This is a genomic window from Lysobacter enzymogenes, from assembly GCF_017355525.1.
GTDB classification, from domain to species: Bacteria; Pseudomonadota; Gammaproteobacteria; order Xanthomonadales; family Xanthomonadaceae; genus Lysobacter; species Lysobacter enzymogenes_C.
In genome coordinates this window covers 5075557-5099477 of sequence record NZ_CP067395.1, presented here as the reverse complement: position 1 = coordinate 5099477, position 23921 = coordinate 5075557, and the positions used below count along the sequence as shown (strand labels likewise).

General features: G+C 70.8%; 21 protein-coding genes. 4 read left to right on the top strand and 17 right to left on the bottom strand.

The window, feature by feature from the left end; translation table 11 throughout:
• Nucleotides 1-100 precede the first annotated feature (100 nt).
• Genes JHW38_RS21535 through JHW38_RS21525 form a run of 3 tightly spaced genes read right to left on the bottom strand, consistent with a single transcriptional unit; the run spans nucleotide 101 to nucleotide 4504 of the window.
• Nucleotides 101-3226 (bottom strand): efflux RND transporter permease subunit, encoded by a 3126-nt coding sequence (locus JHW38_RS21535; protein ID WP_207523342.1) that lies wholly within the window; start codon nucleotides 3224-3226, stop codon nucleotides 101-103.
• Complete coding sequence (locus tag JHW38_RS21530; RefSeq protein ID WP_207523341.1) at nucleotides 3223-3396, bottom strand: hypothetical protein; 174 nt, start codon at nucleotides 3394-3396, stop codon at nucleotides 3223-3225. Before JHW38_RS21530 ends, JHW38_RS21535 begins: the two co-directional genes overlap by 4 nt.
• Nucleotides 3389-4504, bottom strand: coding sequence for an efflux RND transporter periplasmic adaptor subunit (locus tag JHW38_RS21525; protein ID WP_207523340.1), 1116 nt, complete (start codon nucleotides 4502-4504; stop codon nucleotides 3389-3391). Before JHW38_RS21525 ends, JHW38_RS21530 begins: the two co-directional genes overlap by 8 nt.
• Before the next feature lie 290 nt (nucleotides 4505-4794).
• Here JHW38_RS21525 and cysK point away from each other — a divergent pair, with 290 nt between their 5' ends.
• The gene (cysK, locus tag JHW38_RS21520; protein ID WP_207523339.1) at nucleotides 4795-5751 is read left to right on the top strand and encodes a cysteine synthase A; all 957 of its coding nucleotides are present in this window, start codon (nucleotides 4795-4797) and stop codon (nucleotides 5749-5751) included.
• Nucleotides 5752-5807: 56 nt separating this feature from the next.
• On the opposite strand, the gene JHW38_RS21515 is transcribed toward cysK, so the two are convergent.
• The 5 genes from JHW38_RS21515 to JHW38_RS21495 all read right to left on the bottom strand — a co-directional run bounded on the left by JHW38_RS21515 (nucleotide 5808) and on the right by JHW38_RS21495 (nucleotide 9734).
• A complete protein-coding gene (locus JHW38_RS21515) occupies nucleotides 5808-6203 on the bottom strand; it encodes a hypothetical protein (RefSeq protein WP_207523338.1) in 396 nt (131 codons plus the stop codon).
• Nucleotides 6203-6694, bottom strand: coding sequence for a hypothetical protein (locus tag JHW38_RS21510; RefSeq protein WP_207523337.1), 492 nt, complete (start codon nucleotides 6692-6694; stop codon nucleotides 6203-6205). The genes JHW38_RS21515 and JHW38_RS21510 overlap by 1 nt, the downstream gene beginning before the upstream one ends.
• 64 nt (nucleotides 6695-6758) lie before the next feature.
• On the bottom strand, nucleotides 6759-7394 hold the full coding sequence (locus JHW38_RS21505; protein ID WP_207523336.1) for a LysE family translocator: 636 nt from the start codon (nucleotides 7392-7394) through the stop codon (nucleotides 6759-6761).
• A 221-nt stretch (nucleotides 7395-7615) separates the two neighbouring features.
• Complete coding sequence (locus JHW38_RS21500) at nucleotides 7616-8626, bottom strand: class I fructose-bisphosphate aldolase (protein WP_207523335.1); 1011 nt, start codon at nucleotides 8624-8626, stop codon at nucleotides 7616-7618.
• Between the two features lie 220 nt (nucleotides 8627-8846).
• Nucleotides 8847-9734: a hypothetical protein gene (locus JHW38_RS21495; protein ID WP_207523334.1), complete on the bottom strand. Its 888-nt coding sequence runs from the start codon at nucleotides 9732-9734 to the stop codon at nucleotides 8847-8849.
• A 136-nt stretch (nucleotides 9735-9870) separates the two neighbouring features.
• On the opposite strand from JHW38_RS21495, the gene JHW38_RS21490 reads away from it, so the two are divergent.
• Nucleotides 9871-11235, top strand: coding sequence for a hypothetical protein (locus JHW38_RS21490; protein ID WP_207523333.1), 1365 nt, complete (start codon nucleotides 9871-9873; stop codon nucleotides 11233-11235).
• Between the two features lie 194 nt (nucleotides 11236-11429).
• Here JHW38_RS21490 and pyk read toward each other — a convergent pair whose 3' ends face one another.
• Complete coding sequence (gene pyk / locus JHW38_RS21485) at nucleotides 11430-12896, bottom strand: pyruvate kinase (protein WP_207523332.1); 1467 nt, start codon at nucleotides 12894-12896, stop codon at nucleotides 11430-11432.
• Between the two features lie 180 nt (nucleotides 12897-13076).
• Here pyk and JHW38_RS21480 point away from each other — a divergent pair, with 180 nt between their 5' ends.
• Entirely contained in the window at nucleotides 13077-13703 is a 627-nt protein-coding gene (locus tag JHW38_RS21480) for a GNAT family N-acetyltransferase (RefSeq protein WP_207523331.1), read from the top strand.
• A gap of 31 nt (nucleotides 13704-13734) precedes the next feature.
• On the opposite strand, the gene JHW38_RS21475 is transcribed toward JHW38_RS21480, so the two are convergent.
• The gene (locus JHW38_RS21475) at nucleotides 13735-14376 is read right to left on the bottom strand and encodes an HD domain-containing protein (RefSeq protein ID WP_207523330.1); all 642 of its coding nucleotides are present in this window, start codon (nucleotides 14374-14376) and stop codon (nucleotides 13735-13737) included.
• Between the two features lie 109 nt (nucleotides 14377-14485).
• Here JHW38_RS21475 and JHW38_RS21470 point away from each other — a divergent pair, with 109 nt between their 5' ends.
• Nucleotides 14486-15463 carry a GlxA family transcriptional regulator gene (locus JHW38_RS21470; protein ID WP_207523329.1) on the top strand — a complete coding sequence of 326 codons (978 nt, stop codon included), beginning with the start codon at nucleotides 14486-14488 and terminating at the stop codon, nucleotides 15461-15463.
• A 214-nt stretch (nucleotides 15464-15677) separates the two neighbouring features.
• Here the strand turns inward: JHW38_RS21470 and JHW38_RS21465 are convergent, their stop codons facing one another.
• From JHW38_RS21465 to JHW38_RS21435, 7 genes are all read right to left on the bottom strand, one after another.
• Nucleotides 15678-15884: a DUF6289 family protein gene (locus tag JHW38_RS21465; RefSeq protein ID WP_207523328.1), complete on the bottom strand. Its 207-nt coding sequence runs from the start codon at nucleotides 15882-15884 to the stop codon at nucleotides 15678-15680.
• 96 nt (nucleotides 15885-15980) lie between these two features.
• Nucleotides 15981-16205, bottom strand: a complete 225-nt coding sequence (locus JHW38_RS21460; RefSeq protein ID WP_207523327.1) for a DUF6289 family protein — start codon at nucleotides 16203-16205, stop codon at nucleotides 15981-15983.
• 195 nt (nucleotides 16206-16400) lie between these two features.
• Nucleotides 16401-16631 (bottom strand): DUF6289 family protein, encoded by a 231-nt coding sequence (locus JHW38_RS21455; protein ID WP_207523326.1) that lies wholly within the window; start codon nucleotides 16629-16631, stop codon nucleotides 16401-16403.
• Between the two features lie 209 nt (nucleotides 16632-16840).
• Nucleotides 16841-17491, bottom strand: coding sequence for an HAD-IA family hydrolase (locus JHW38_RS21450; protein WP_207523325.1), 651 nt, complete (start codon nucleotides 17489-17491; stop codon nucleotides 16841-16843).
• A 3-nt stretch (nucleotides 17492-17494) separates the two neighbouring features.
• Complete coding sequence (locus JHW38_RS21445) at nucleotides 17495-18670, bottom strand: phosphoglycerate kinase (protein ID WP_207523324.1); 1176 nt, start codon at nucleotides 18668-18670, stop codon at nucleotides 17495-17497.
• A 960-nt stretch (nucleotides 18671-19630) separates the two neighbouring features.
• Nucleotides 19631-21001, bottom strand: a complete 1371-nt coding sequence (locus JHW38_RS21440) for a DUF3999 domain-containing protein (RefSeq protein WP_207523323.1) — start codon at nucleotides 20999-21001, stop codon at nucleotides 19631-19633.
• Nucleotides 20998-23829, bottom strand: coding sequence for a DUF2339 domain-containing protein (locus tag JHW38_RS21435; protein WP_207523322.1), 2832 nt, complete (start codon nucleotides 23827-23829; stop codon nucleotides 20998-21000). The genes JHW38_RS21440 and JHW38_RS21435 overlap by 4 nt, the downstream gene beginning before the upstream one ends.
• Between the last annotated feature and the right edge of the window lie 92 nt (nucleotides 23830-23921).

Here is a 23921-nt window from a genome sequence, read left to right as displayed (position 1 = left end):
CGCGAGCCGCGACTGCGACAACGCAACTGCGATGAAACCTGCGGCGTAGTTGCGTTGTCGCAGTCGCGGCTCGCGCCGCTCCTACAGGAAGGCCATCTTGTTACGCGTGGCCGCCGGCTTGCGGCGTCTCGGTTTCCAGCCGCTCCAGCTCGTGCGCCACCGCTTCGGGCGACTTGGTGAAACGCGCGAGCAGCACATAGAACGCCGGCACGATGAACAGCGACAGCAAGGTCGAGAACGACACGCCGAAGATCACCACGATGCCGATGGTCGCGCGGCTGGCCGAACCCGGGCCGCCGGCCAGCACCAGCGGCACCGCGCCGACCACGGTCGCGATCGAGGTCATCAGGATCGGGCGCAGGCGCACCGCCGAGGACTCGACGATGGCCTGATGGATGCTGCGGCCTTCGTCGCGCAACTGATTGGCGAACTCGACGATCAGGATGCCGTTCTTCGCCGCCAGCCCGACCAGCATGACGATGCCGATCTGACTGAACAGATTCAGCGTACCGCCGGTCATCCACAGCCCGAGCAAGGCGCCGAGCACGCCGAGCGGCACGGTCAGCATGATCACGAACGGGTGGATGAAGCTTTCGAACTGCGCCGCCAGCACCAGGTACACCACCAGCAGCGCCAGGGTGAAGGTCATCAGCACCGCGCCGCCGGCTTTCTGGTATTCGCGCGATTCGCCCTTCCAGTCGATCTGGGCATGGTCGGGCAGTTCCTCGGCCACGACTTGATTGAGCCAGGCCACCGCCTCGCCCATCGTGTAGCCCGGCGCGAGGCCGGCGCTGACGGTGATCGAACGCAGGCGGTTGAAGCGGTTGAGGCTGCCGGCCTCGGCCAGTTCCTTGAGCGTGACCAGATTCGACAGCGGCACCAGCGCGCCGTCGCGCGCGCGCACCTGGATCGCGGCCAGATCCGCCGGCGAGGCGCGCAGGCCGCGGTCGGCCTGGACCATCACGTCGTATTCCTCGCCGTTCTGCACGAAGGTGGTGACGCGGCGCGAGCCCATCAGGGTTTCCAGCGCGTGGCCGATGTCGGTGACGCTGACGCCGAGGTCGGCGGCGCGCTGGCGGTCGATCTCGACCCGCATCTGCGGCCGGGTTTCCTTGTAGTCCGAGTCGGCCGAGAACAGGCCTTTGTTCTGCTCGATCCGGGCCAGGATGCGGTCGCGCCACTGCGCCAGCTCGGCGTATTCGGGGCCGCCGAGCACGATCTGGATCGGCTGGCCGCGGGTGCGCACCAGGCCGCCGCCGACCTGCGGCATCGCGCGCACGCTGGCGATCCGGCCGAGTTCGCCGCGCAGGCTGTCGGCGACCTGGGCGGTGCTTTTCTCGCGCTGGTCCCAATCCTGCAGGAACACCGCGATGCGGCCGGTGTGCATCTCCTCGCTGGCGCCGAAGCCGCCGGGCACGCGCGGGTTGTAGCGCTGGATGGTCTGGTCCGGCCCGGTGTGCGCGGCGACGATCTTCTCGACTTCCTGCACCTGCTTGACCGTGTAGTCGAAGCCGGCGCCTTCCGGGCCGAGGATCGAGATCTGGAACGAGCCGCGGTCTTCCTGCGGCGCCAGTTCCGACGGCACCAGCTTGAACAGGCCGAAGCTCAGCGCCAGCGCGGCCAGCATCATCGCGCCGAACAGCCACGGCCGTTCGACCGTGCGGTCGAGCAGGCGCTTGTAGCCCGCGCTCAAGCCGTCCAGGCGCGCGTTGACCCAGCGGTTGACCGGGTTGGATTTTTCTTGCGTGTGCGGCCGCACGAACTTCGACGACATCATCGGCGTCAGGGTCAGCGCGACGAACGCCGACAGCGCGACCGCGCCGGCCAGCGCCACCGACAATTCGCGGAACAAGCGCCCGGTGTTGCCTTCCATGAACCCGACCGGCAGGAACACCGCGACCAGCACCGCGGTGGTGGCGATGACCGCGAACGCGACCTGCTTGGTGCCGCGCGCGGCCGCGACCAGCGCCGGCTCGCCGAGGTCGGCGCGGCGCTGGATGTTCTCCATGACCACGATCGCGTCGTCGACCACCAGGCCGATGCACAGCACCAGCGCCAGCAGGGTCAGCAGGTTGATCGAGAAGCCGAACGCGTACAGCGGGATGAACGCGGCGATCAGGCACACCGGCACCGTCACCGCCGGAATCAGCGCGGCGCGGAAGCTGCCGAGGAACAGCCAGATCACGATCAGCACCAGGACGATGGCCTCGACCAGGGTGTGATAGACCCGCTCGACCGCCGATTCGATGAAGATCGTGGTGTCGAAGGCGACGAAGATGTCGGTGCCTTCGGGCAGGGTCGGACGGATCTTGTCGGCCTCCGCGCGCACCGCGCGGGCGACGTCGAGGCTGTTGGCGGTCGAGGTCTTGACGATGCCCAGGCCGATGTTCGGTTCGCCGTTGCTGCGGTAGTAGGCGCGGCGCTCGGCCGATTGCAGCTCGATCTTGGCCACGTCGCCGAGCCGCACCACATAGCCGTCGGCGCCCTTCTTCAGCGGGATCTGGGCGAAGTCGGCCGGCTTCTGGTAGCTGCGCGCGACGCGCAGGGTGAAGTCGCGCGACTGCGATTCGATCCGCCCGGCCGGCAGCTCGACGTTCTCCGAGCGCAGCGCGTTCTCGACTTCGTTGACGGTGATGTCGCGCGCGGCCAGCGCGTCCTGGTCGAGCCAGATGCGCATGGCGTAGCGCTGCTGGCCGCCGATGCGGACCTGGGCGACGCCGTCGACCGACGACAGGCGATCCACGACGTAGCGGTCGGCGTAGTCCGACAGCTGCAGCGTGTCCATCTTCTTCGAGCTCATGTTGAGCCACAGGACGGGGTCGGCGTCGCTCTCGACCTTCTCGACTTCCGGCGGATCGGCCTCGTCGGGCATGCGGTCCATGACCCGGCTGACCGCGTCGCGCACGTCGTTGGCGGCGGCTTCGATGTCGCGCTGCAAGGTGAATTCGATGCTGACCGAGGCGCGGCCGTTGACGCTGCGCGATTCGATGGTCTCGATGCCTTCGATGCCGGCCAGCGCGTCTTCCAGCACCTGGGTGATGCGGGTTTCCACCACCGCCGCGGACGCGCCGGGGTAGGTCACGTCGACCGAGACGATCGGCGGGTCGATCGCCGGCAGCTCGCGCAGGGTCAGGCGCGAGAACGCCATGATGCCGAGCACGATCAGCAGCAGGCTCATGACCGTGGCGAACACCGGCCGGCGGATGGACAGGTCGGACAGCTTCATCCGCGCGCGCTCCCGTCGCCGCCGCCGCGGCGCGGCGGGTTGCCGCGCTTGGCCGGCACGTAGACCGGCGCGCGGCCGTCGCGTTCGGCGCGGGCCTGGTCGGGTTCAGCCGACTTGGATGCAGGCAGCTTCGCGCGCAGCCAGCGCAGGATCCGCGCCGCCTCAACCATTGCGGCCGTCCCGCGCGGCGCCGGCCGGCGCGCCGGCTTCGCGCGTCTGCGCGCCGGCCGCCTGCACCTTGCTGCCGGCGCGCAGCTTGCCGGTGCCGTCGACGACGATGGTGTCGCCGATCTTCAAGCCGTCGACGATCTCCGCGAGCCCTTCGCGGCGCGCGCCGATCTGCACGTCGGCGCGTTCGACCGTGGCGTCGGGCTTGAGCCGGTACACGTAGGAATCGTTGCCGACCTGCACCACCGAGATTTCCGGCACCAGCAGCGCCTGCCTTGGCGGCTGCGACAAGGTCACCTGCACCAGCATGCCCGGGCGCAGCAGATGGCCCGGGTTGGCGAAGTCGGCGCGCACGGTGACCGCGCGCGTGGCCGGGTCGATGCGCGCGTCGACGGTGGCGACCGCGCCTTCGAAACGCTGGCCGGCGTAGGCCGCGCTGGTGCCTTCCACGCGCTGGCCCTTGGCCACGCGCGCGAGCAGGGTCTCGGGCACCGGGAAATCGATGTAGACGCGCTCGGTGTCGTCGAGCGTGGCGATCGCCGTGCCCGGGGTCACCAGCGAGCCGGGGCTGATCTGGCGGATGCCGAGCACGCCGGCGAACGGCGCGCGCACCTGGCGGTCGCCGATGTCGGCCTTCATCTGCTCGACCCGGGCGCGGGTGGCGTCGCGGGTGGCGCGCTGGGTGTCCAGGGCCGAGCGCGCGATCAGTTGCTGCGCGGCCAGTTCGGTCTGGCGCTGGTAGAGCTGCTCGGCTTCCTTGGCGGTGGCCTCGGCCTGGGCCAGCGCGGCGTGCTGGGCCTTGCCGCTGAGGGTGACCAGCGACTGCCCGGCGGCGACGTGGTCGCCGCTTTCGAAATGCACGCTCTGGACGATCTCGCTGACCTTGGCGGTGACCGTGATCGACTCGCGCGCCTTGACGTTGCCGAGCGCCTGCACGGTGTCGTTCCAGGCGCGCAGGCGCACCTGTTCGGTCGTCACCGGGGTCGGCCGGTCGGCCTGCCCGCCGGGCCCGCCGGCGCTGTTCTGGGGCTTGCCGCCCTTGCCGCACGCGCCCAACACCAGGGCGAGCGCGAGGAGACAGCCGTTACGAAGGGCAGAACGTGGGCGCATGCGGATCTCTGAACAGGGCGGCCCCGAAGGGCGATGGCGCGGATCGGCTGGCGAAGCGACGCCCCTCTCCCCAGGGGGCCGCACGAACCGTCCGGGGGGACGGCGACGCCGCGCCCCTTGGCGAGCGCGGATTCTAGCGGTCGGGTATGAACGTTCGCGTGGGCCATTGGTTGACCGTCGTCACCCCGATTCGGCAAAGCCCGGCGCCCCTGGGCGCGCCTCGTCGCGGCGACACGGCCGCGCCGCCAAGCCGGGGGCATACTCCAGACTTTCCCCCACGGAGCCGTCCCATGATCTACGACAGCATCCTGCAGACCATCGGCCGCACCCCGGTGGTGCGCCTGCACCGGCTGGCGCCGGGCCACGTCAGCCTGTTCGCCAAGGTCGAAGCCTTCAACCCCGGCGGTTCGGTCAAGGACCGGCTGGCGCTGGCGATCATCCTCGACGCCGAGGCGCGCGGCCTGCTCAAGCCCGGCGATACCGTGGTCGAGGCGACCTCGGGCAACACCGGCGTCGCCTTGGCGATGGTCTGCGCGGCGCGCGGCTACAAGTTCGTGGCGACGATGAGCGAGACCTTCTCGATCGAGCGGCGCAAGCTGATGCGCGCCTACGGCGCCAAGGTGATCCTGACCCCGGCCGCCGAGCGCGGCAGCGGCATGGTCCGGCGCGCCGCCGAGCTGGCCGAGAAACACGGCTGGTTCCTGGCCCGCCAGTTCGAAAACCCGGCCAATCCGGCCTACCACCGCAACACCACCGCCGCCGAGATCCTGCAGGACTTCGCCGGCCGCCGGCTCGACCACTTCGTGACCGGCTGGGGCACCGGCGGTACCCTGACCGGCGTGGCGCAGATGCTGCGCGTGGCGCGGCCCGAAGTGCGTGTCACCGCCAGCGAACCGGCCGGCGCGGCCTTGCTGTCCGGCAAGGACTGGGCGCCGCACAAGATCCAGGGCTGGACCCCGGACTTCGTCCCCGCCGTGCTCGACCGCGAGGCCGCGCACGCGATCGTGCCGGTCGACGACGTGCTCGCGCGCGACACCGCGCGCCGGCTGGCGGCCGAGGAAGGCCTCTTCGTCGGCATTTCCGCCGGCGCGACGATGGCGGCGGCGCTGCAAGTGGCGCAGTCGGCCGAGCCGGGCGCGACGATCCTGGCGATGCTGCCGGATACCGGCGAGCGTTACCTCAGCACGTTCCTGTTCGAGGGCGTCAACGAGGGCAGCGATGAGGAGTGGCTGGCGTCGTTGGATTGAACGACCCGGACGAACCGAACCCTCCGGCTTGCCGGCATGAGCGGTGCGTGCGCCGCTCAGTTCGTTTCGGGCAGGGAGACGTTCCCGTTCCAGGGCATGAACACCACGCCTGCGGTTTCGTCCTGCAGCGCGGTCTGGATTTCGATCAAGGTATTGATCTCGTCGAAGACTTCCTCGGCATCCTCGAACCACACCTCGAAACGCGCCGCGCACTGCAACAACGCGCTGGCTTCGGCGCTGTCCGGCGCATGACGCGCGGCGATCTCCCGCGCTTCCGCGGCCACCGACGGGCCGCTCCACACGACCAACCCGAACTCGGGGCGCTCGCCGCCGCCGATGCGCAAACGGTCGCCGCTTCGCTCCACGTCCAGCCCGGCCTCGTCCAGCGCGCGTTCGGCCCGCGCCAGATCGGCGGCGCCGTGTCCGAAATAGATATGGAAATTCAGGCTCATCACAGCACCCAGTAGCCGACGGCGACCACCACCACGGCGATCGCGAAGGCGATCAGCACGATCCGCACATTGTCGTCGCCGCCGCGGACGCTGTCGCCGCCCGGCGGCTTCGCGCGCCCCTTTGCGAGCCCGCCGCCGGCGGTCGCGCGCGGACGTCCCCGGGCATGATCGTCGACCCGTTGCAGCGCCGAACGCAGGTCCAAACCATAGGCGGCGCGCACGATCTTGATCGCGGCGATGCGGTCGCCGGCCATCAGCGCCTGGCGCGCGGCCTCCGGCAGCCCGCCGGTGTCCGGTTGCCGGCGTTCCTGATCGTGCGCAGCCGCCGATTCGCCCGGGAGCAGCCGTCGTTCGTAGGCCTCGACCGCGTCCTTGGCCGCTCGCAGCGACGCGCCGGGATTGGCGTCGATCACCGCCTTGATCGCCTGGATCTTGTGTCCGCCGCGGATCAGCGCATCGGCGGGCGGCGGGACGAACAACTCGGACGGCATGGCGGCACTCCTGCGCTCGCGGCGACCGCTCCAGACTAGCCGCGCGCGGTCGCCGGCGCCACGCTCAGCGCGACGACCACGCCAGCCGTGCGCTGAAGCCGAGCATCATCGTGCCGATCGCGCCGTCCAGCGCGCGCGCGACCCGGGTGCTGCGCATCGTCCCGGCCATCCGCGCCGACGCCACCGCCAGGATCGTCAGCCACACCGCGCCGATCGCGTAGTGCAGGCCGATCATCAGCATCGAATCGCGCGCCATGTGCGGGCCCGGCGCCAGGAACTGCGGCAGGAAGGCCAGATAGAACATCGCGATCTTGGGATTGAGCGCATTGGTCAGCGCGCCCTGCGCGAACGCGCGCCACAGCCCGGACGCGGGCTCGACCGCCGCCGCCGCGAACGCGGGCGCCTGCGCGCGCGGCGCCAACGCCGAGCGCAGCGCCTTGACCCCGAGATAGGCCAGATACAACGCGCCGAGCATCTTCACCGTCCAGAACGCGCGCTCGGAATACATCAGCAACTGGGTCACGCCGAACGCGAACAAGGCGACATGGAACAGGCCGCCGCTGGTGGTGCCGGCCGCCGCGGCCAACCCGCGCCGCGCACCGCCGGCGAGCGAATTGCCGATGACCAGAAACGTGTCGGGGCCGGGCATCAGCGTGAGCATCAGCGCGGCGACGGAGAAAGCGAGCCACTGGGTTTCCATAAGCGGGTCCGGAAGCGGGTGGGAAACGGACAACTCAGCTGATGTTCGCGATGCCGGCGCGCGGCCGGCCGGCCAGGGCCGACAGCGCCGGCCCGGCCTGGAGAAACGTTAACGCCAAACTCCGCGCCGGCGCTCCGACAGGCTGCGCCGCGGCACCGGCCGCCAGACAAAGAAAAACGCCGGCGCGAGGCCGGCGTTCTTCAGGTCCGTGCAGCCGCAGCTTACGCCGCCGACTTCCACTGGCCCAGCGCGGCCAGGCCGTTGGCCTTGGCGCGCTCGTACACGGTCTGCTGCGCCTTGGCGTAGTTGTTGACCAGGTCCTGCGACCACAGCTTCAGCGCCGCCGACTGCATCGCGCGGCCGTACGAGAACGACAGCGGCCACGGGTTCGGGCCCATCTGGTTCATCGCGTTGAGGTGCGCGGTGGCGGCCTCGTCGGACTGGCCGCCGGACAGGAACACGATGCCCGGCAGGGTCGCCGGCACGGTCGACTTCAGGCACTGCAGGGTCGCCGCGGCGACGTCCTCGACGCTGGCCTGCTCGGCCGCGGTGGTGCCCGGCACGACCATCGAGGCCTTCAGGATGGTGCCCTCGAGCAAAACGCTGTGCTCGTACAGCGCGCCGAACAGCGAGCGCAGGGTCACTTCGGTGACCTCAAAGCAGGTGTCGATGTCGTGGCTGCCGTCCATGATGACTTCCGGCTCGACCATCGGCACCAGGCCCTGCTCCTGGCACAGCGCGGCGTAGCGCGCCAGCGCGTGGCTGTTGGCTTCGATGCAGGTGCCCGACGGGATGTCGTCGCTGATGTTGATGACCGCGCGCCACTTGGCGAAGCGGGCGCCGAGCTTGTAGTACTCCTCCAGGCGCGCGCGCAGGCCGTCGAGGCCTTCGGTGACCACTTCGCCCGGGAAGCCGGCCAGCGGCTGCGGGCCCTTGTCGACCTTGATGCCCGGGATGATGCCGTGGTCGGCCATGTGCTTGGCGAACGGCACGCCGGCCTTGGTCGACTGGCGCAGGGTTTCGTCGAACAGGATCGCGCCGGAGATGTATTCGTTGAGCTTCGGCGTGGCCAGCAGCAGCTCGCGGTAGGCGCGGCGATTCTCCTCGGTGTTCTCGATGCCCACCCCGGCGAAGCGCTTGGCGATGGTGGTCGTCGACTCGTCGATCGCGATGATGCCCTTGCCCGCGGCGACCATGGCCTGGGCGGTTTCGGCAAGCTGTTCGATGCTCATGGAGATCCTGCGGCAGCGGTGGGAAGCCGGCGATTATAGCCGCTGACCGTGAACCTTGCCGCTGGCTGCGGCCTGTTCAATCAGCCACTTAGCCGGGATTGCGACCCAGGCCCGGACGTAACCGGTTACAAGCGCGGCGGCGGTCGGCGCCGGCCGCGCGCGGACATCGATGTCGTCGGACGGGCTGCGATACAGCCACGGCGCGGGCCGCGCCGACGGCTCAGCGCTGCGGCACTTCGCCCATGCGCTTGGCGATCTCGAAGCCCTGGTCGGCGAAGACGTGCGCGCCGACGGTGAACATCAGCCGCCGTTTGCCGTCGCCCGGCGCGCCTTCGCCGAGCACCACCGGATGGCCCTGGATCTCGCCGCGCAAGCCCATCGGCATCTTCGCGCCCTTGGCCAGCGGCGTCAGCCGCATCGACACGACCTGGGCCTGCTCGACCGGCCCGACCTGGCGGCGCGCCTCGGCGTTGAACAACGCCAGCAGCAGCGCGCCGGCGCGCTCGGTTTCGGCGGCGAAGGCCTGCGCCTGCTCGGGCGACGGCGGCGCCTGCAAACTCTCGAACGCGACCGGCGCGTAGTGATAGGTGTAGCGCCCGCTCCAGCCGGCGTAGGCGATGTCGAAGCCGAGCAGCCGGTACACCACCTCGCTGTTCTTCGGCCTCGAATAGATCAGGTACGGCGTCACCTGCGCCTTGGCCGCAGCGACCGCGCCGAGCCCGGCGTTGTAACGGGCGAAGGGTTCGACGAAGAAGCCGCGCGGGTCGAGCGCGTCGGCGCCGCTGGCGCCGGCCGCTTCGCGCTGGGTCCGTTCCTTGACGTTGTGCGCGTTGACCGCGACCGCGGCCGGCCCCAGCAGCAGGCCCGCCAGCAGCGAACCGCCGCCGGCCTGGTAGTAGTAGGTCGATGCGTTGCCCATCTGGGCCATGTCGCCATAGAAAACCTGCTTGGCGACCACCGGCTGCGCGGCGATTTCGACCGCGATATCGGCGTCTTTGGACTCCGGCGGCAAGGCAGGAGGCTGGAACCCGGCCAGCGCGTTCAGCGATGCCGCGAACACCAGCGCGCCTGCCACGGCGCGGCGCGCCTGCTTGATCCATGCGGACATGACATCCCCCCGATGTCGTCGTGCGAGGTCCCAGTGTAGCCAAGCCGCGCGCGCCGCGCGGTCCGACGCCGCGATTGCGCGCGCCATCGTCAGGCACTAGCCTGCCCGCCGGTAATCACCGCAAAGGACAGCGACCGTGCCACGACTGCATTTCTCCTCATCCGCGCCTTTTTCCGCCGCGCCTTCTTCCGCCGCGCCGCGCCGCATCGCGCTGGCGGCGACGCTGCTGCTGGCGGCCGCGGGCCTGGCCCACGCCGACGGCAATGCCGAATACGACGCCGCGCTGGCCGCGTGCAAGGCCGCGCCGAAATCCGGCACCCGCTATGTCGCCGTCACTGGCGCCTTCATGCGCCCGGTGCCGCGCGCCGACGGCGGGCTGATCGCACGCATTCCGATCGCCGCGGCGGTGAAGATCGAATGCGAGCGCGACGGCTGGGTGCGCGCCACCTCCGAACTGCCGCAGCCCTCGGTCGGCTGGATCCGCGCCGACCTGCTGCAAGCCAAGGCGCCGACCCTGGCCACGCTCAACGCCGATTACGCCGCAGCCGCGCCGGACCAGCGCAAGACCGTGGCCGAGCGCATCGTCGCGCTGGCGCCGTACCAGGCGCGCGGGCACCAACTGCTGATCGACGCGCTGACCGCCGCCGGCGACGCCGAGGGCGCGCGCAAGGCCGCCGCCACGCGCGATCGCCTGCTCGATCCCAAGCCCGAACGCCTGGGCGGCGAGCCGAAGCTGCTGTTCGTGGTCGAACGCGGCTACGTCGCGCCGCTGGCGCGCATCGGCGACGACGGCCGCTACCAGGACGCCGGCGACGGCGCGCGCTATTTCCCGCCGCTGCGCGGCCTGCACTTCTTCCGCCGCGGCGGCGCCGACGGCGTCGCCCAGGTGCTCGACGAAGCGCTGTCGGACGTCACCGGCGAGGCGAAGGTGCGGATCGCGCCGGCGACCGCGCACAGCGAAGACAGCCGCGGCCTGGCGACCAACTTCGCCGCCACCGCGGCCAAACCGGCCGCCGTCGCCGCGATCCCCGCCGCCGCGCGCAAGGCCGCCGAGGACGCGCTGCGCGCCGGCCTGCGCCAGCAGAAGGTCGACCGCGCGCAGATCGAGCGCGCGCTCAAGGCCACGCCCGACCACCAGCGCGACACCGGCATGGAGCTGCACGCCTTCGACGCCGGCAGCGCCGGCGCGGTGACCGTGGCCACGGTGATCTGGAGCCTGCCGCCGGCCGGCCCGGACCAGAGCGACACCAGCGTCGCCGCCTCGGCGATCCTGGAAAGCGACGGCAAGGGCGGCTACCGCGTGGCCGGCAGCCAGAGCGCCTCCTCGGCCGGCGACGCGCTGGAATCGCCGCGCTACTTCGAACGCCTCGACCTCGACGGCGACAGCGTGCCGGAACTGATCTTCCAGGTCGGGCAGTACGAAGGCGTCGACTATCAGATCTGGTCGCGCAAGAGCGGGCAGTGGAAGAAGGTCTACCAGGGCGGCTACGTCGGCGTCTGAGCGTCGCGCGATCTCCCTATAGGAGCGACGCGAGTCGCGACCGCGACAACGCAACTACGCCGCAAGGTCCGCAGGCGTTTCATTCGCGCGGTCGCGGCTCGCGCCGCTCCTACAGGGGGCTACCGTCGCAACGCATAAAAAAGCCCCGGCGAATGCCGGGGCTTTTCGATTCGGCCACGTTGCCGCAGCGGAGGTTACAACTCGCCCAACCCCTCGGCGCTGCCGCCGTCGCCCACCTGCAACAAACGCAGGGTGTTGGTCGCGCCGTGCTGCTCCATCGTGTCGCCGCTGGTGAAGATCACCCGCTCGCCGGCGCCGAGCATGCCCGAGTCGAACAACTGCTTGACCACGTTGCGCGCGGCGTCGCGCGAGGCCATGCCGCGGCTGTCGAAGTCGATCGGATAGACGTCGCGCATCAGCGCCATGCGCCGGCGCGCGCCGGCGTGGCGCGAGAACGCGTAGATCGGCGCGTTCGAGCGGAAGCGCGACAGGAAGCGCACGGTGCCGCCGGATTCGGTCATCGCCACGATCGCGCGCACGCCGATGTGTTCGGACAGGAACATCGCCGCCATCGCGATGGCCTGGTCGGCGCGTTCGAGATTGCGCGGCGCGGCTTCGAAGTCGGTGTCGTGGTCGAACTGGCGCTCGGCGCCGAGGCAGATGCGCGACATCGCCTCGACCGCCTTGACCGGATAACGGCCGGCGGCCGATTCCTGCGACAGCATCACCGCGTCGGTGCCGTCGATGACCGCGTTGGCGACGTCGAGCACTTCGGCGCGGGTCGGGATCGGGTTGTCGACCATCGACTGCAGCATCTGGGTCGCGGTGATGACGACCCGGTTGCGCGCCAGCGATTCGCGGATGATCTTCTTCTGCAGGCCCGGCAGCTCGGCGTCGCCGATCTCAACGCCGAGGTCGCCGCGCGCGACCATGACCACGTCGCTGGCGTCGACGATCTCGGTCAGGTTCTCGATCGCTTCGGCGCGCTCGATCTTCGACACCAGCGCCGCGTCGCAGCCGGCGGCGCGGGCGATGCGGCGGGCCTCGTTCATGTCGGCGGCGTTGCGGCAGAACGAGACCGCGATGAAGTCCACGCCGATCTCGGCGGCGACGCCGATCAGTTCCTTGTCGCGCTCGGTCAGCGCGCCCAGCGACAGGCCGCCGCCGAGCTTGTTGAGGCCCTTGCGGTCCGACAGCGCGCCGTCGTTGAGCACGGTGGTGACGATGCGCTCGCCGTCGACCGCGCCGACGCGCAGTTGCAGCAGGCCGTCGTCGAGCAGCAGCACGTCGCCGGGGGCGACGTCGCCGGGCAGGCCGAGGTAGCTCACGCCGACTTCGCGCAGGTTGCCCGGCGGCGGGTTTTCCGCGGCGATCAGGTCGAAGCGGTCGCCGGCCTTGAGCAGCACCCGGCCTTCGGCGAAACGCTCGATGCGGATCTTCGGGCCCGGCAGGTCGGCGAGGATGCCGACTTCGACCCCGACCCGTTGCGCGGCCTCGCGCACGGCCTGGGCGCGGGCGACCTGCGAGGACGGATCGCCGTGGGAGAAATTCAGGCGGACCACATCGACGCCGGCTTTGAGCAGGGCATCGAGAACGCCCGGCGGATCGGTGGCCGGGCCGAGCGTGGCGAGGATCTTGGTGCGTCGCGGACTGTGGGACATGGCAGACTCTCTGGACTGCCGGCCAAGCTAGCATAGCTTGGCTGCATTGCGCGGCCCGCGCGGCGCACCGGCCGGCACGCGCAAGCATTCGCCGCGATGCATACCGCAGCGCATGCGACATCGTCCCCACTTCGCCGCCCACGGCCCGCGCCGGGCGGTCCACCGTCCTCCGGAACCGTCATGCCGCTACCGCTTTCGCCGCACAGCCAGGCCATCGCCGACGCCCTCGCCGCCCTCGACGGCTTTCCTTCGCTGCACGGCCCGCGCGTGCGCCTGCGCGGCCCGCGCGACAGCGACGACGCGGCCTTGTTCGCGATCTTCGGCGACGCGCGCGTGGCCCGGTTCTGGAGCCGGCCGCCGATGCAGGACATCGTCGAAGCGCGCGAACTGATCGCGCAGATCCAGACCAACATGGCCGAGCGCAAGCTCATCAACTGGGTGGTCGTCGACGAAACCGACGCGCTGGTCGGCACCTGCACCCTGTTCCGCTTCGACGCCGCGCACCGCCGCGCCGAACTCGGCTATGCGCTGCATCCGGACTATTGGGGCCGCGGGCTGGCCGGCGAGGCGACCGGGCTGGCGCTGGACTGGGCGATCGACGCGATCGGTTTCCACCGCATCGACGCCAGCATCGATCCGGACAACCAGGCCTCGCGCGCGCTGCTGCACCGCCACGGCTTCCTGACCGAAGGCCGGCTGCGCGAGAGCTTCTTCGTCGGCGACCGGGTCACCGACAGCGAGTTGCTGGGTCTGTTGGCCAGCGACTGGCGCGACCGCCGCGCGGCGGCCGCCGCGGCCGCACGCTGAGCGCAACGCGGGCGCGGGCCGCCGGCCCGCGTCAGCCGTGCCAGCGCGAAGCGCGGATCAGCGCGCAGAAGTCGCCGCGGTGCGAGTGCGGTTCCTTGTCGGCGAGCACATCGGCCTTGACGTTGCCGAACGCGGTCTGCGGCTTGTGCCGGATGCCCTCGTAGAACGCCTGGATGATGTCTTCCTTGAAATGCGGGGTGCGCGGAAACGCGCGCACCACCGCCTCGCGCTGCGCGTCGGCGTAGCTCTCGTAATCGATCCCGAGCACGTCCATCTCGACCCCGGCGGTGACCAACGCGACCACCGGATGCATGTGCTGCGGGATGCCCGGCGTGGTGTGCAGCGCGATCGCCGTCCACACCGTATAGGCCTCGTCCTCGGGGATGCCGTGGGCGAGCAGGAACTCGCGCGCGGCGTGGGCGCCGTCGACTTCGAAGCGCTGCTCGCGGCTGCTGTGCGCGGGCATCAGGCCGAGGTCGTGGAACATCGCGCCGGCGTACAGCAGCTCGCGGTCGAAACGCAGGCCGCGGCGCAGGCCGGCCAGCGCGCCGAAGTGGTACACGCGGCTGGAATGGTTGAACAGCAGTTCGTTTTCGGTATCGCGGACGAATTCGCCGATCGCGCGCGCCAGCGCGCTGTCGGGAATGGCGGCGCCGGCTTCGATGGCGGACATGTCGGAACTCCTGCGATGTGGGTTGAATGGCAGGATGGAACCGCCGACGCCTGTCCTCAATGCATGCAATACTCAAAAAACGGACATAACCCGGCCAAGGCGGACGCCGATGCGCGGCAAAATCAAAACCGTGGTGCTGGCGGCCCTGCCCGGGGTCCAGCTGCTGGACGTATCGGGCCCGCTGGACGTGTTCGCCGAGGCCAACGCCCAGGCCGGGCGCGAGGTCTACCGGCTGCGGGTCGCGGCGGCGCAGGCCGGGCCGGTGCGCAGTTCCTCGGGCGTGCGGCTGATCCCGGACTACGTGCTCGGCCGCGATCCCGACGAAGCCATCGACACCTTGCTGGTCGCCGGCCGCCCGAACGCCGACGACGCGCCGTCCGACCGCCGCCTGATCGAATGGCTGCGCCAGCGCGCGCCGAAGGCGCGGCGCTACGGCTCGGTGTGCAGCGGCGCGTTCCTGCTCGCCGCGGCGGGATTGCTCGACGGCCGGCGCGCGGCCACGCATTGGGCGGTCGCGGCGCGGTTGGCGCAGCGCTATCCGCAGGTGCGCGTCGACGCCGACGCGATCCAGGTCCGCGACGGGCCGGTGCGCACCGCCGCCGGCGTCACCGCCGGGCTCGATCTGGCCCTGGCCTTGGTCGAGGAAGACCTCGGCCGCGAGCTCGCGCTGCGCGTGGCCGGCCAGTTGGTGATGTTCTTCAAGCGGCCCGGCGGGCAATTGCAGTTCAGCCGCGACGGCGGCGCCGCGCCGGCGGGACGTTCGGCCTTGCAGGAGTTGCAGCGCTGGGTCGCGGCGCATCCCGCGCTGGACCACAGCGTCGCGCGGCTGGCCGAACGCCTGGATTTGAGCGCGCGGCATTTCTCGCGCTTGTTCCGCAACGAAGTCGGCGCCTCGCCGGCGGCGTGGGTCGAACAGGCGCGCGTGGCCGCGGCGCGTTCGCGGCTGGAGCAAGGGCGCGAAGCGCCGAAGCAGGTCGCGGCGCAGTGCGGTTTTCCGAATGCCGACGCGATGCGGCGCGCGTTCGCGCGCCATGTCGGGGTGACGCCGGCCGAATACCGCAAACGCTTCGCCGTCGCCGCCGGCTGAGCCGCGCGCGTCGCGCGCTATGGCATGGGAGGAGCTTCGGCCCGGACGCGGCGTTCCCAAGGCGCCGGCCCGACTGTGCGACCGCGCCGCAGGCCGAAGCCCCTCCCCTCCAGCCGGTCCTGTGGCGGGTCGCTCCTGGCCCCTCCCCTTGCAAGGTCGCGCCGCGCGCCGGCGCCGCAGTCACGGGTTGCGGCGGGCGCGCGGCAGCGAATCGTCAGTCGCAGACCCAGGTTCTGCGCTGGTAATGCTCGGTACGCACGCCCCATTGCAGCAGCTCGCCGCTGCAATGCGCGGTGACGCCGCCGACGAGTTCGCCGTTGGCGTCGAAATAACTGACCGAATAGCCCTGATACGGCGGCGCGGCGAGCGCGGCGCCGGCGACGAGCGCGAGGGCGAAGACTGCGAGAGCGGCTTTGCGCATTACGCGTTACTCCTTCGATCTACGGTGATGGCGAAACCGGCCGCGATGCGCGCCGCCTCGTCGTGGCGGCATCGTTCGCGGCCGGCGGGGTGCGGCTCACTCTTGCGACGCGCAGCCCTGGCTGAAGCGCTTGTTGCTGCCGCTGGTGTCGCCCCAACGCTTGTCGTCGGAGCCGCAACCCGCGGTCCAGCCGCCGATCACCGCGCCTTCGGCGTTGTAGTAGGTCCAGGTGCCCTGCCAGCTGTTGGCGGCGGCGGCGAACGAAGCCGCGCCCGCCAGCGCCACGGCGCAGACCGCGGCGAACAATCCGATACGACGCATGCAGTTGCTCTCCCGAGTTCGCGGCGTCAGTCGCCGCGCAAGCAACCTAGCCGAGCGCGGCCGCGGGTTGAGGGGACGGTTGTCATCTGCACTGTCATGCGATTGTGCAAGCGTGATTGGTTTGGCTTTTGGCGGTTTTGGCCGGTGCGCAAACCGCGGAAAACCGCGGCGGCCCGGGCCGCCGCGGCGCGAGGCTCACAGGCAGATCGTCGGCGAATCCTGCCAGCGGCCGGTGGTGGCGCCCCACTGGCTGAAGTGCTCGTTGTCGCAGTCGTTGACCCAGCGGCCGACCACGCGGCCCTGGTCGTCGTAGAAATCGCGCTGGTAGCCCGGCGCCAGCGGCGGATAGCGCGGCACCGATACGGCGCTGGTCGCCATCAGCGACACCAGCAGGCTCAGGGCGGCGGCTTGAAGCAGACGGCTCATCGCTCGTTACTCCGGTAAGCGGCCTCCTTGGCCGCGCACCGACGCTAGCACGCGCGTTCGCGATGCCGCGCGCGACCGCGGCGTGACCGCGGTCGCGCAACTGCGCCGGCAACGGGCGTCCGGCGACGAGCGGGCGGGCGGCTCCGGGGCCGCAAAAAAGAAGCGGCCGCATCGCGGCCGCTTCGGTGTCCCTCGCCGCTCGGCCGCGCTCAGGCGGCGAGCAGTTCCGGCAGCTGCGCCGGCGCCAGCGCGATGCGCTGCGCACCGGCCTCGCGCAGCTCCTGCTCGCTGCCGAACCCCCACAGCACGCCGACGCCGGCCATGCCGTGCTGCGCTGCGCCGTCCATGTCCATGCTGCGGTCGCCGATCATCACGCACTGCGCCGGCTGCAGGCCGAAGCGCTGCAAGGCCTCGGCGATCAGCTCGACCTTGTGGGTCAAGCGGCCGTCTTCGGTGGAACCGACGATGTCCTCGAAGTAAGCGCCGAACGGCAGATGGCTGAGGATCAGCCGCGCGTTGCCCTCATTCTTGGCGGTGACCACGGCCATGCGGTAACCGGCCGCGCGCAGGCCGTCGAGCAGCTCGGCGATGCCGTCGTAAACGCTGTGCTCGGTCCAGCCCTCGCGCGCGTAGCGTTCCAGGTACAGCGCGACCGCCTGCTCGACCTTGTCGTCGTCGCCGAGCAGCGGCTGGAAGCTGGTGCGCAGGGCCGGGCCGATCCAGCCGCGCAGCGCCTGCGCGTCGGGGACCGGGTGGTGCAGGGTTTCCAGCGCGTAGGCGATCGAGCGGGTGATGCCGACGGAGGAATCGATCAGGGTGCCGTCGAGATCGAAGAACAGGACCGGACGTTGTGCGCTCATCGCTCAGCCCGCGCGCTGCTTGAGCACGGCCACCGCCGGCAGTTCCTTGCCTTCCAGGAATTCCAGGAACGCGCCGCCGCCGGTGGAGATGTAGCTCACTTCGTCGTTGATGCCGTACTTGTCCACCGCCGCCAGGGTGTCGCCGCCGCCGGCGATCGAAAACGCCTTCGACGCGGCGATCGCGCGCGCCAGCGCTTCGGTGCCCTTGCCGAACGCATCGAATTCGAACACGCCGACCGGGCCGTTCCAGACCACGGTGCCGGCCTGGGCGATCAGCGCCGCGTAGCGCGCGGCGGTGTCCGGGCCGATGTCGAGGATCATGTCGTCCGCGCCGACGGCATCGACGGCCTTGACCGTGGCCGGCGCGTCGGCGGCGAACGCGGGCGCGACCACCACGTCGCTCGGCACCGGAATGTCGGCGCCGCGCGCCTGGGCGTCGGCCATGATCTTCTTCGCGGTGTCGATCAGGTCGTTCTCGACCAGCGACTTGCCGACGCCGTGGCCCCTCGCGGCGATGAAGGTGTTGGCGATGCCGCCGCCGACGATGAGCTGGTCGACCTTGCCGACCAGCGAGGCCAGCAGCTCGAGCTTGGTCGAGACCTTGGAGCCGGCGACGATCGCCAGCAGCGGCCGCGCCGGGTTGTCCAGCGCCTTGGCCAGCGCGTCGAGCTCGGCCATCAGCAGCGGGCCGCCGGCGGCGGTCTTGGCGTAGCGGATCGCGCCGTGGGTCGAGGCCTGGGCGCGGTGCGCGGTGCCGAACGCGTCCATGACGAACACGTCGCACAGCGCGGCGTACTTCTTCGCCAGCGCTTCGTCGTCCTTGCCTTCGCCGACGTTCATGCGGCAATTCTCCAGCAGCACCAGCTGGCCCGGCTTCACTTCGACGCCGTCGACCCAGTCCTTGACCAGCGGCACCTCGATGCCGAGCAGTTCCGACAGGCGCTGGGCCACCGGCGCCAGCGAATCGGCTTCGCTCCACTGGCCTTCCTTGGGCCGGCCCAGGTGCGAGGTCACCATGACCGCCGCGCCCTTCTCCAGCGCCAGCTTCAGGGTCGGGATCGCGGCGAGGATGCGCAGTTCGGAGGTGATGCGGCCGTCGTCGATGGGGACGTTGAGATCTTCGCGGATCAGCACTCGCTTGCCGGCGAGATCTAGGTCGGTCATGCGGACGATGGACACGGTGCCTCCTGGGCGATGCGGGGATGGGGGTGCGGCGGGGGCCGCGGCCGGCTTGGGGCGCGGCTTGGGGTGGGTATTGTCGCGGGGGCGGGGGGCGAAGGGAACCTTGGGGGCTGAATTGTGGGGCTTGGTAGCGATTGCGGGCGGCGATGGTGAGTAGCGCCGGGGCGGCGCGAAGCCTAGATCCTTCAGATCCTCGCCTCAGATTCGTCATTACCTGCGAAGGCCGGAACTTTTTTCTGCTGCTTTTGCTTTTGCCGAGGCTACGAGTGACGACAAGCAAAAATCCAGAGCTTCCGTCCGCAAGCGGCCGGGTCACTTTCTTTGTCTTGCCAAAGAAAGTAACCAAAGAAAGGCGCTTACCCTGTTTCGAATCAAGAGCCACTATCGTTCGTGGCTTGCGCGGGCATGCGGGACAAGGGCCATCCTGGCCCGGTCCCGCACGCGCGCATCCATGCGCGCGCCCTTCGGGTCTACGGTTGCCTGTGGCGAGTTCGCAGCGGCGGGGGGAGCAAAAAACTAATTCAGCAGCAACAGCAAACTGAACTCCGGCTTTCGCCGGAACGGCGGCATCGATACGAAACATCAACCTCGTCGTTCCGGCGAAAGCCGGAATCCATTTTGATTTTGCTGTCGCCGTTGCTGCGCTGTTTCCGTTGCTCTTGGCTCCCCCCGCCGCCCCGAACTCGCCACAGGCAAACAGAGACCCGGAGGGCGCGCGCATGGATGCGCGCGTGCGGGACCGGGGCAGGATGCCCCTTGTCCCGCATCCCTGCGCAGGCATCGAACCTTAGTGGCTCTTGATTCGAAAACAAGGAAAGCGCCTTTCTTTGGTTACTTTCTTTGGCAAGACAAAGAAAGTGACCCGGCCGCTTGCGGACGGAAGCTTTGGATTGTCGCTTGTCGTCACTCGTAACCACAGCAACAGCGGCAACGCCATCGAGCCCAAAACGACGCCGCCTAAGCCTCCGGCCCCTTCCCCGCTCGCAACAAACTCATAGCAAACCCCGCCACGATCACCGCCCCGGCCACCAACACCGCCCACAACAACCACGAACTCCAATCGCGCTTGGCCGGCATGGGCTTCAACGCTTCCGCGCCGCCCAGATCGCTGGCCGCACCCAAACTCGCATCCGCCGGCCGCCAATCGTCGCCGCGCGACTTGCGCAAGGCCTCGACCAACTGCGCCAACGGCGAATCCGCACGCACCGCGCGCGCGCTGCCGGCCACCAACGCATACGGCGGCTGCCCCTGCGCCAGGAACACCGCCACTTCCGGCCGATACCCCAAGCGCAGCACCGGCTCGCCCGGCACCGCGCCGCTCGCGCGCAAGCGCCACAAGCGGTCGCGCGAAACGCCGGCGAGTTGGCGCGCGGCGGAACGGTCGCCCGCGCCGACGGCGTAAGCCATCCACGGCCCCGCCTGCGCGCGCCAGCCTTCGTCTTCGTTGTCGCGGCTGTCCAGGCGCCATTGCAGCGCGTGGTTGCCGGGCAGCGCGACGTCGGCCTGCTGGATCGGGAAACGGCCGTCGAGGCGGTATTCGAACGCGACGCCGCCGTCCTTGAGTTCGACCCGCGCGCCCTTGAGTTCGCGCCATTGCAACGGCGCGCTGGCCGCGCCCGCGGCCAGTTCGGCCTCGACCGCGACGATCTGCGCGGCGCGCTGCGGATCCTGCGGGGTCAAGCGCAGATAGCGCGCCTGTTCGCCGACCGCGTCGAAGGCGATGCGGCGCTGCTGCAAGCGCCGGCCGTCGCGTTCCAGGTCGACCAGCCGGCCGCTGCTCGTCACGCTGCGCCACTGGTCGAGATCGTCGCTGGCCTCGACCGAGTACGCCGCGTCCAGCGCCGCGCCCGGCGCCCATTGCAGTTGCAGCGCCTGGATCGGCGCGCGCACCGCGCTGGCGTCGATCAGCAGTGCGGTCTGCGGCAGCTTGGCCGCGTCGCCCGCGGTGCTGCGCGCCTCGACCCGGCGCAGGCGGCCGTCGGTTTCGACTTCGCTGATCAGTTCCCAGCCTTGCGCCGCGCCGCCCGACGGCGCCGCCGGCAGCGGGAACCACGGCAGCGTCGCCCGTTGCGGCGCGCGCGCCAGCGGCTGCTCGGGCGCGAACACCTCGGCCGGCACGCTGGCGCCGCTGGCGTCGATCACTTCGACGTCGCGCAGTTGCGCGCTTTGCGCCTGCGCGTACACGGCCGGGTCGAGCACGACCCGGTACGCGCCGCCGTCGTCGCGGCTCAGTCGCAGCGGCCATTGCTGCGCGTAGTCCTGGCGCGGCGCGGCCGCCAGCGGCAGCGCGAGCGTCAACAGGGCGAGAACGAACAAACGAGGCTTCATGCGGAGGCGTCCTGCGCGCGGGGGCGTTCGGAATCGGAGGTCGAATCGGGTTCTGGTTCGGGCTCGGAACCGCCGTCAGCGCGCGCATCGCGCGACGGCGGCGCCGGCGCGAAGTAGCCGACCAGGGTGCATAGCAGGCCATACGCGATGAACGACGCGATGCCGAGCAGATTGCCCAGATGGCCGCGGTCGACGAACACCAGCTTGGCCAGCACCACGCCCATCAGCACCGCGCCGGCCAGCCACAGCCCGCGCTGGCCGCGGCGCGAGCCGGCGATCCAGCCGGCCACGCCGAGCACGCTCCAGACCACGGTCAGGCTGGTCTGCACCAGGCTGGCCTGGAACATCGACGCGTCCCACGCCACGCCGCCCCAGAAGTGCGCGCTGCGCAAGACCTCGACGGTGATCAGGGCGAAACCGCCGAGCGCCAGCAGCGGCACCCGGCGCCGGCGCAGTTCGGCGCCGACCAGCGGCGAAGCCAGCCACGCGCCCAACAGCAGCAGCGCGGTCCATTGCGTCAGGCTTGCCGGATTCAACAACGGCAGCCAGATCAGCGGGCGCGGCGCGGCGTCGGAGACCAGGCAGATCGCTACGACCGCGCCGGGAATCAGCATGAAGCCGGCGCTGGCGCCGCTGCGCCATTGCTCGAAGCGCTGCGCCACCGGCAGGCCGATCCACTGCGGCCGCCACAGGCAGGCAGCGGCGATCGCCAGCGCGGGCGACACCGCGCCGGCGACGATCCAACCCGAACCGAAGCCGCCGCCATCGCGCAGCCACAGGCTCAGGCTGGCTCCCAGCGCCACGGCCCACGACCACAGCCAGGCTTGATGCGCGAACGCGAGTTCGCCGCGAGCGCGCTCGCGCAGCGCCTGCAGGATGCGCCAGCCCAGCGCCGCGTAGACGGCCCAAGCCAGCCAGCCCCAGTGGCGCAGCGGCCAGGCGTGGCGGTCGATCTGGCCGAACGCGAACAAGACGCCGCAGCCCAGCGCCAGCATCGCGGTCGCCGACAGCGCCTTCCAGGCATGGCGGGCGTAGGCTTCCGCGGCGATCCAGCCGCTGACGACGACCAGGATCAGCCACGCATCCACGCGCGCCGGCGCATCGACGAAGCCGACGATCTGGCTGCCGAACGCGCCCAGCCACCACGCCAATCCCCAGACGTAATAAACCAGCGCGATCGGCTTGAGGTTTTCGCTGCGCCGATAGCTCGCCGCGCTGGCCAGCCCCGCCAGCGCGATCAGCAAGGCGCCGGCGAAGTTGGCGTTGAGCAGCGCGCGCTGCGCTTCCCACACGCTGTCGCTGGCGCCGATGGCGAACGCCATCGCGGCCGCCACTTGCAGGCCCGCGCCGGTCAACTGCGGCAACAGCCGCTGCTGGCGCAGTCCCAGCCACGCCAGCGCCGCGCCTTCCAGCGCGAACACGCAGGCGGTGGCTTCCGCGGCCAACGCCAGCGGCACCGCCAGGGTGGCGAAGCCGACCGCGAGCAGGGCGTACGGCACGCTCAGCGCGACGAAGCGCTGATCGCGGCGCAGCCACCACGCCAGCGCCGCGTACAGCGCGCCCAGGCCCAGCGCGCAGAACGCCAGCGGCATGCGCGCGCCTTCGAGCAGGCCGGCCTGCAGGGTGAACGCCACCAGCGGCGTGCCGAACACCAGGCAGCCGTCGATCAGGTCGCGGCGGCCGGCGGCGCGGCGGCGCGCGTACAGCACCGGGATCAGCAGATAGAACGCGAAGAACAGCAGCAGGAACGGTTCGGTGGTCGAGTAATGCTCGGGCCGGTACTTGAGCACGCCCCACAGCGTTCCGATGCCCCAGGTGAAGGCGAAACCGAGCAGGTTCAGCGCGCGCCACGGCCGCCACCAGGCGATGGCGAAGATGCCGGCGTTGAGCACGGCGTAGTAACCGAACAAGGCGACGTGGTTGCCCGAGCCGGTCGACAGCCAGATCGGCGCGAGGAAACCGGCGAGGATCGCGAACACCGCCAGCGCCAGCGCGTTCTGCTTCACCGACAGCACGCCGGTGCCGGCCACCAGCACCACGCTGAGCGCGAACGCGGCGCCGGCCGGGATCATGCCGTACAGCTTGAACGCGGCGAACACCACCAGCAGCAGCACGCCGATCGCGCCGCCCTGCAGGCTCAGGCCGAACACCCGCTTGCGCTCGCGCTGGCGCCAGCCGAACACCAGCGCGGCCATCGCCGCGGCGGCGACGCCGGCCAGGCGCAGTTCGATCGGCAGCCGCACCCAGCCCTGGTCGCTGGCGTACTTCAGCAGCGCGGCGACGCCGGCCAGCAGCACCAGCATGCCGACCTTGACCGGCACGTTGCCCTCGGTGAACCAGCGCCGCACCCAGCGCGCGGCGACGGTGACGAAATCCGGCGGCGGCGGCGCGGCCGGGGCGCGCGGAGCCTGCGGGCGCGGCGGCGCGGCGGGCGGCGCCGGAGCGGGCGCCGCGGACGCAGGCGGCAACGGCGGCGGCACGGCGGGGCCCGGCGCGGGTTGCGGCGGTTGCGCGGCGGCGGGTCGGGGTGGCGGCGACGCAGCCGGCGCAGGCGGCGCTGCCGCGCTCGCGGCCGGCGCGCTCGCGGGCTGGCTGCGCGCGGCGGCCTCGCGGGCCTCGCGCGCGGACTCCTCGCGGGCCTCGCGCGCGATCCAGTCGGTCAGCGTCTCCTCGCTGCGCGCCGGTCCGCCCGATCGGCGCAGGCGTTCCACCTCGCGCTCCAGCCCGGTCACCCGGCCGCGCAACGAGCTCAGCTGGACCAGCGCCACCACCAGCAGCACAGGCACCGCCAGCACGGCCAGGACCAGCAACACAATCAGCGATTCCATCACGCTTTCCCCTATCCTTATGGCGGGCACGTTACACCAACCTTGGCCCCCTGCGTGGGTCGCCTTCACCCCATGCAGATCTTCCTGACTCA